Genomic DNA, 7,625 nt, shown 5'->3' with positions numbered 1-7,625 from the left:
GCATGGCCAGATGCTCTTTTCCTACCAAAAAAAGAAAAGTTTTCTCTCGTTTTTTAATTTATTTACATGCTACTTGGCGTTTGCTAGCCATTAGCGTATGATTAAGTATATATGTCAAAAGGATGTGTAAGAAAATGAGATGGATTCTATCACTTCTTGTAAATAGCGTTGTGTTAATTGTTGTATCAGGTCTTCTAAAGGGAATCGCACCAGACGCATTTTACATAGAAAATATACAAACAGCAATTATTGCGAGTATTATTTTATCGATTTTAAATGTGTTTGTGAAACCTTTATTAATTTTAATTACGTTGCCAATTACTGTTTTAACATTCGGTTTCTTCCTAGTTGTGATTAATGCAATTACGCTAGAAATGACAGATTCATTATTAGGTGATGCTTTCAACATATCAGGATTTGGGGTAGCAATTATTGCGGCAATTTGTATTTCTATTTTAAATATGCTGATTGATAAAGTAATTGTTGAGCCGTTATCTGAAAAGAAATAGAAAAATGACAAAAGGAAAAACATTTCATGGGACTCATGAAATGTTTTTTTCTATTTAATAGAAACGATATTTCTTGTTTTCAGAAAAAAATGGTACAATATCGGTTAGAATGGAATTTCACATCAAATGAGACTGAACCCGCAGCGGAGTGGAGGTTTACATATGCCGAAAGTAAGGACAAAAGATTTAATTGAACAGTTTCAATTGGAATTAGTAAGTGGTGAAGAAGGCATTCACCGTCCGATTGATACGAGTGATTTATCACGACCTGGGATTGAAATGGCAGGATTTTTCACATATTATCCAGCGGATCGTGTACAGCTTCTTGGAAAAACAGAGCTTACTTTTTTTGATACATTAACAAATGAGCAAAAGCAAGAAAGAATGAAAGTTCTTTGTACAGAAGAGACGCCATGTATTATTGTAACGCGTAGTCAAGATGTACCTGAGGAATTGTTACAAGCATCACGTGAATCTGGTGTACCTCTTTTACGTTCTTCCCAAACGACGACAAGACTATCAAGTCGTTTAACAAACTATTTAGAAGGGAAGTTAGCACCAACAACTGCTGTTCATGGTGTATTAGTAGATATTTATGGTGTTGGTGTTTTAATTACAGGTCAAAGTGGTGTTGGGAAAAGTGAAACAGCACTTGAGCTTGTAAAACGCGGTCATCGATTAGTTGCGGATGATAGCGTCGAAATTCGTCAAGAAGATGAAGATACTTTGGTGGGAAGCTCGCCAGACTTAATTGAGCATTTACTAGAAATTCGTGGTCTAGGTATCATTAACGTAATGACACTATTTGGTGCAGGAGCAGTGCGAAACCACAAGCGCATTACACTTGTAATTAATCTTGAGATTTGGGATCAAAAGAAAAACTATGATCGTCTAGGCCTTGATGAGGAGAAGATGAAAATTATAGATACAGAAATTACGAAGATTACACTTCCAGTTCGTCCTGGTCGAAACTTAGCTGTTATTATTGAAGTAGCAGCCATGAACTTCAGATTAAAACGCATGGGAGTTAATGCTGCACAGCAATTTTCAGAGCGCTTAATGAGTGCGATTGAACTAGGTAATCAGGAGTAATTTAGGAGAGGGAGGTCATACATATGCTTTTAGGGTCTGTACCACAGTTAGACCGTATAGCAATTCAGCTTGGACCGTTCCCAGTTTATTGGTATGGGGTTATTATCGGTACAGGTGTGTTGCTTGGACTTTGGCTTGCTACTCACGAAGGGGAACGATTAGGTGTTCCGAAAGATACATTTATCGATCTTGTTTTATTCGCAGTACCAATTTCCATTATTTGCGCGAGAACGTACTACGTTATTTTTGAGTGGCAATATTATGGGCAAAACCCGATTCAAATCTTTAATACTCGTCAAGGTGGTTTGGCGATTCATGGCGCTTTAATTGGGGCTGTTATTACGGGAATTATTTTTGCAAAAATACGCAAAGTTTCCTTCTGGAAGTTAGCTGATATTGCGGCGCCAAGTATTTTGCTTGGACAAGCAATTGGACGCTGGGGAAACTTCATGAACCAAGAGGCCCATGGCGGTGAAGTAACAAGACAGTTTTTAGAAGGTTTACATTTACCACAATTTATTATTAATCAAATGTATATTGATGGTGTTTATTATCATCCAACGTTCTTATACGAGTCACTATGGGATTTTGCAGGTGTAATTCTATTGTTATTATTGCGCAAAGCAAATTTACGCCGTGGTGAATTATTCTTTACGTATTTAATTTGGTATTCGATTGGACGCTTCTATGTAGAAGGTTTACGTACGGATAGCCTCATGTTAGGACCACTTCGTATTGCACAAGTAGTGTCCATCGGGCTTATTATCATGTCTATCATTTTCATTATTGTGAGACGTAAAATGGGATATGCTAATAAAAGATATTCAGAAAAGTAGCATCTTACATGGGATGCTGCTTCTTTCATATTTGGGCAACTGAGGAATAGACAGGAAGGGACCAGGGAAAATGAAAATAAATACAGTGCTGTTTGATTTAGATGGGACGTTAATTAATACAAATGAACTTATTATCTCTTCTTTTTTACACACCTTAAATATATACTATCCAAATCAGTATAAGCGTGAAGATGTATTGCCATTTATCGGCCCATCTTTGCAAGAGACATTCAGTTCAATTGATGAGAGTAAAGTGGAAGAGATGATTCAGTGTTATCGTCATTTTAACCATGAGCATCATGATGACTTAGTAGAAGAATATGAAACGGTTTATGAGACAGTTCAAGAATTAAAGAAGCAAGGGTACAAAATTGGGATTGTTACAACGAAGGTAAGACAAACGGTAGAAATGGGTTTAAAGCTTTCAAAGTTAAACGAGTTTTTTGATGTTGTTGTCACAATTGGTGACGTGGAGCATGTGAAACCACATCCAGAACCAATTCAAAAGGCGCTAAAGCTACTAAATGCAAAGCCAGAAGAAACGTTAATGGTTGGCGATAATCATCATGATATTGTAGGTGGACAAAACGCAGGTACGAAAACAGCAGCAGTGGCATGGACGATTAAGGGTAGAGAGTATTTAGAATCGTATAAGCCAGATTATGTATTAGATAAAATGAGTGATTTATTATCCATTTTATCTGAATAGCGGGTAAGGGGAGAGAGTAAAGTGCGACGAACAACGCGCTACCCTGTTTCAGGAGCAAATTCATTATGGAATGTGTATAAAACGGTATCCTTTTGGAAGGTCATGAAAAATTTTATTGTCATTCAAATTGCGCGCTATACGCCATTTTTAACTGTGAAAAATTGGTTGTATCGCACGTTTTTACGGATGAAAGTAGGAAAGCAAACATCATTTGCACTTATGGCCATGCCAGATATTATGTTTCCAGAAAAGATTACGGTTGGAACAAATTCAGTAATTGGCTATAATACAACAATTTTAGCTCACGAATATTTAATTAAAGAATACCGCCTTGGAGAAGTCATTATAGGGAATGAAGTGATGATTGGAGCGAATTCCACTGTTTTGCCAGGTGTGAAGATAGGGGACGGCGCCATTGTTTCAGCAGGTACACTTGTTCACCGGGATGTACCAAGTGGTGCATTTGTAGGTGGAAATCCGATGCGTATCATTTATACGAAAGAAGAAATGGCGGTAAGAGAAGGTCAATGTTAAAAATGTAACATTTCCCTTCTCTTTTTATGAATAAAAAGGAAATAATTGATTATAATATACTGTTTTGTTTTTTACGGAATCGTTTATACTTAAAGATAGAAGAATGTATGAGCGAAGAAAACAAAAAACTGGAGGATATATGGGGAAAAATCAAAGAATATACAAGGAGAACGGACAAGTTATCTCTTTTAATCAATTAGCAGATTTCTTTTATAAAAAAGGGATGAGAGCTTATCAGGGTCATAAATTACAAGATGCAATTAAATATTTTCGAAGAGCGGCACAAAGCGAGAAAGAGCCGTTTATTTTATGTCAATTAGCAACGGTATTATCGGAAGTTGGTGAGTATCAAGAATCAAATCAGATTTTCTTGAAACTGATTCGTTCGAATCCTGATATTGAACAGTGCTATTATTTTATCGCAAATAATTATGCATATCTTGGCTTGTTCCAGCAAGCAAAGAAGTATGCTGAGCAGTATTTAGAAGTAGCGACAGAACAAGAATTCGTGGAAGATACGCTAGAATTGCTTGAGATTATGGAAGAAGAATCGATGGATACGGAAGAGCTTGAAGATGAAGATGAGCTAATTGTCATGCAGGAGGAAGCAAACCGTTATATTCGTAACGGACAATTAGAGGAAGCGATTGCTACGCTTGAAGTTGTGACGAAAGATTATCCAGAATTTTGGTCGGGCTATAATAACTTAGCAATTGCGCATTTTCAATCAGGAAATGTAGATCAGGCACTCAAGCTAACCGAGATGATTTTAGAGAAAAACCCTGGTAATATGCACGCGCTTTGCAATGCGCTTATTTTTCTATATTCAATTGGGGAACATAAACAAGTAGAATTTTTAGCAGGACAATTAGAATTCGTATATCCGATGTCGTTTGAACATCGTTTAAAGCTAGGGACAACGTTTGCGACAATTGGTCACTTTGCAAATGCTTATAAGTGGTTAAGATTATTAAAACGCCAAGGATATGAAGGAGATGTTAGCTTCTATTACTGGTTTGCATACTCAGCTTATATGGTAAAAGATCACCATACAGCGGAAAAGATGTGGCAATCTGTTGTAGAATTGCACCCTGATAAAAAGGGAAAAGAGCCGTGGAATGCTTTAAATTTAGCTGATGAAGGGCAAAATGTTTTGTTTGAAGAACTGCGAAAATCTTTCCAGCAAAGTGCAACGTTAGAGGAACAAATGCTAGCTTTATATTTAATGAATGAATTAACAACACCTGAGAAAATTGGGTTTTTCTTTGATATAACGCAAGCGAAAAATGGTGTTCCAATTGTGTCACAGCTTGCGAAATACTTCTTTTTACTTAATAGTCATAAGAGTATTCCAGGCGAATTACAGCCGTTTGAACAGTGTGTTCGGATTGCGGATGCCTTATATAATTATACAAATAAAGAAGATGAATTGATTGAAGAGTGCTTACATTTTTGGTTTTGCACTTTCATACGTTTATATACATCGGGAACAGTCTTTACGAATGTATTTGGCTGGTCGGCGGCAATTGAATATATTGTACGCGGTGAACAAAGAAATAAGATGACACAGGCCGAACTTGGAAATATATATAATGTATCTGTAGCAACTGTAAGAAAATATGTGAAAGCAGTAAAGCGTACGCACGCATAGGCAAATCATTGGGAAAAAAGAGATGCTAACAGTATAATGAGGGTAAGTTATGGTAGGAATGAATAGGAGTGAATAGTGTGTCAGAAGAAAAAATTTATGATGTCATTGTTATTGGTGCTGGGCCAGCTGGGATGACAGCTGCAGTGTATACATCTCGTGCAAATTTGAGCACGCTTATGTTAGAACGTGGTATTCCAGGCGGACAAATGGCAAATACAGAAGATGTAGAAAACTATCCAGGTTATGAATCCATTTTAGGGCCTGATTTATCAAATAAAATGTTCGAGCATGCGAAAAAATTTGGTGCTGAATATGCATATGGTGATGTAAAAGAAATCATCGATGGTAAAGAGTATAAAACAGTTGTAGCTGGTAAAAAAGAATACAAAACACGCGCAATTATCGTTGCAAGTGGTGCAGAGTACAAAAAAATCGGTGTGCCAGGTGAGAAAGAACTTGGTGGCCGCGGTGTATCATACTGTGCAGTATGTGACGGCGCATTCTTTAAAGGAAAAGAACTGGTTGTTGTTGGCGGCGGAGACTCTGCTGTTGAGGAAGGTGTATATTTAACACGTTTCGCATCAAAAGTAACAATTGTTCACCGTCGTGATGCTCTTCGTGCACAGAAAATTTTACAAGACCGTGCTTTCCAAAATGAAAAAGTAGATTTCATTTGGAATCACACTGTGAAAGAAATTAACGAAGAGAACGGTAAAGTAGGTAGTGTAACACTTGTAGATGTAAACAGTGGTGAAGAGCAAGAATTTAAAACAGATGGTGCGTTCATCTACATCGGCATGTTGCCACTATCAAAACCATTTACTGAACTTGGCATTACAAATGAAAATGGTTATATCGAAACAAACGAACACATGGAAACAAAAGTTCCTGGTATTTTCGCAGCTGGTGATGTTCGCGAGAAAATGCTTCGTCAAATTGTAACAGCAACTGGCGACGGTAGTATTGCAGCGCAAAGTGCACAGCATTATGTGGAAGAATTACTAGAGGAATTAAAAACTGTAACAGAAAAATAGGGAATGTGATTCCCTTTTGAGAAGAAAGCTACATGAATCGTAGCTTTCTTTTTTTATTTTTTACCTTAAATGTCAAATGTTTGTCAAAAATTCTTTGGATTACAAGATTACCCATTGATATACTAGACTTTACGGAAAAAAATGAAAATAAGAAATGAGGAGTTTATTCGGTATGGAATGGCGTAATATATATCGAGGTTTTTGTATGGGGGTTAGTGATTTAATTCCTGGGGTGAGCGGCGGCACAATTGCTGTTGTACTAGGGATTTATGAAAGGCTGCTTGCGGCGATTAGTGGATTCTTTAGTCGTGAGTGGAAAAAACATTTGAGTTTTTTGATTCCGCTTGGTGCTGGCATAGCGGCAGCATTTTTAACATTAAGTCATGTGATTAAATATTTACTGGCAAATCATTATGAGCCAACACAGTTTTTCTTCCTTGGTTTAATCTTAAGTATTTTACCAATGTTAATGAGGGAAGCAAATGCAAAAGAAACATTTAAAGCAGGACATATTGTGATACTAATAGTTGCAGCGGCACTTGTAGCTGTAACAGCATTATTTAAGCCGGATAAAGCGGCGGACCCAATTACGACGTTAACAATTTTAAATACAATTGGTCTATTTTTTGCAGGATGGATGGCGAGTATGGCTATGCTTCTTCCAGGGATTAGTGGATCATTTATTTTATTAATTATTGGGGTGTACCCAACAGCAATTAATGCTTTAACAACATTAAATCTGCCGTTAATTGTAGTAATTGGTGCAGGTGTTATGATGGGATTTGTTGTAAGTAGTAAAGGAATTAGCTATTTATTAACACATTTTAAAAGCGCAACATTCGCTGCGATTATCGGACTTGTGATTGGATCAATCGTAGTTGTATTTCCTGGAATTCCGTCCGGTGGCATGTCAATTGTAAGTTCTATTATTACGTTTGTATTAGGGTTTGCGATTGTATCATATTTTAGTAAGAAATAAGTGATTGAGGGATAGCCCTCAATCACTTATTTTTTTGTTTAGCATGAATTGTCCGGAAAAACTTGCTTGGTTCAATTTATATATATTGAAAAAACTGACATAAAACCCTTTCTTTTTAGGAGAGGACGAGAGCGACTGGCCGTGCGTAGAAGTGGTCAAGGCCTTTTTCTGCCACATGCAAGGTTTAAAACAAAGGGAGAAAGGGAGTGAAGGTCACGTTTTACTCTGCGTAGCAGCGACTTCTATGTTGAAAAATGATTAGTAATCAGTGTGGGGTGAAG

The 7,625-nt window shown here is 37.0% G+C and carries 8 protein-coding genes; all 8 read left to right on the top strand.

Annotated elements, in window-relative coordinates; genetic code table 11:
- The first annotated feature begins 134 nt into the window (after positions 1 to 134).
- The 8 genes from V7183_RS14905 to V7183_RS14870 all read left to right on the top strand — a co-directional run bounded on the left by V7183_RS14905 (position 135) and on the right by V7183_RS14870 (position 7,344).
- Positions 135 to 509 carry a phage holin family protein gene (locus tag V7183_RS14905; protein WP_097899284.1) on the top strand — a complete coding sequence of 125 codons (375 nt, stop codon included), beginning with the start codon at positions 135 to 137 and terminating at the stop codon, positions 507 to 509.
- Between the two features lie 162 nt (positions 510 to 671).
- The gene (hprK, locus tag V7183_RS14900; RefSeq protein ID WP_335360005.1) at positions 672 to 1,601 is read left to right on the top strand and encodes an HPr(Ser) kinase/phosphatase; all 930 of its coding nucleotides are present in this window, start codon (positions 672 to 674) and stop codon (positions 1,599 to 1,601) included.
- A 23-nt stretch (positions 1,602 to 1,624) separates the two neighbouring features.
- Positions 1,625 to 2,437 carry a prolipoprotein diacylglyceryl transferase gene (lgt, locus tag V7183_RS14895; protein WP_335360004.1) on the top strand — a complete coding sequence of 271 codons (813 nt, stop codon included), beginning with the start codon at positions 1,625 to 1,627 and terminating at the stop codon, positions 2,435 to 2,437.
- A gap of 70 nt (positions 2,438 to 2,507) precedes the next feature.
- On the top strand, positions 2,508 to 3,146 hold the full coding sequence (gene ppaX / locus V7183_RS14890; RefSeq protein WP_335360003.1) for a pyrophosphatase PpaX: 639 nt from the start codon (positions 2,508 to 2,510) through the stop codon (positions 3,144 to 3,146).
- Positions 3,147 to 3,167: 21 nt separating this feature from the next.
- Positions 3,168 to 3,680, top strand: a complete 513-nt coding sequence (locus V7183_RS14885; RefSeq protein WP_335360002.1) for an acyltransferase — start codon at positions 3,168 to 3,170, stop codon at positions 3,678 to 3,680.
- Positions 3,681 to 3,819: 139 nt separating this feature from the next.
- Positions 3,820 to 5,331: a tetratricopeptide repeat protein gene (locus tag V7183_RS14880; protein WP_335360001.1), complete on the top strand. Its 1,512-nt coding sequence runs from the start codon at positions 3,820 to 3,822 to the stop codon at positions 5,329 to 5,331.
- Positions 5,332 to 5,408: 77 nt separating this feature from the next.
- Entirely contained in the window at positions 5,409 to 6,365 is a 957-nt protein-coding gene (gene trxB / locus V7183_RS14875) for a thioredoxin-disulfide reductase (RefSeq protein WP_141523274.1), read from the top strand.
- 172 nt (positions 6,366 to 6,537) lie between these two features.
- Complete coding sequence (locus tag V7183_RS14870; RefSeq protein ID WP_097899278.1) at positions 6,538 to 7,344, top strand: DUF368 domain-containing protein; 807 nt, start codon at positions 6,538 to 6,540, stop codon at positions 7,342 to 7,344.
- Positions 7,345 to 7,625 lie beyond the last annotated feature (281 nt).

The sequence above is a fragment of the Bacillus sp. JJ1127 genome (genome assembly GCF_036965845.1).
GTDB lineage: Bacteria > Bacillota > Bacilli > Bacillales > Bacillaceae_G > Bacillus_A.
This window is presented reverse-complemented; position numbering and strand designations above follow the sequence as displayed.

What these genes read in the sequence shown, in the direction of transcription:
- ppaX (WP_335360003.1), top strand. Translation starts at nt 2,508, where the DNA reads ATGAAAATAAATACAGTGCTGTTTGATTTAGATGGGACGTTAATTAAT.
- hprK (WP_335360005.1), top strand. Translation starts at nt 672, where the DNA reads ATGCCGAAAGTAAGGACAAAAGATTTAATTGAACAGTTTCAATTGGAA.
- lgt (WP_335360004.1), top strand. Translation starts at nt 1,625, where the DNA reads ATGCTTTTAGGGTCTGTACCACAGTTAGACCGTATAGCAATTCAGCTT.
- V7183_RS14870 (WP_097899278.1), top strand. Translation starts at nt 6,538, where the DNA reads ATGGAATGGCGTAATATATATCGAGGTTTTTGTATGGGGGTTAGTGAT.
- V7183_RS14880 (WP_335360001.1), top strand. Translation starts at nt 3,820, where the DNA reads ATGGGGAAAAATCAAAGAATATACAAGGAGAACGGACAAGTTATCTCT.
- V7183_RS14905 (WP_097899284.1), top strand. Translation starts at nt 135, where the DNA reads ATGAGATGGATTCTATCACTTCTTGTAAATAGCGTTGTGTTAATTGTT.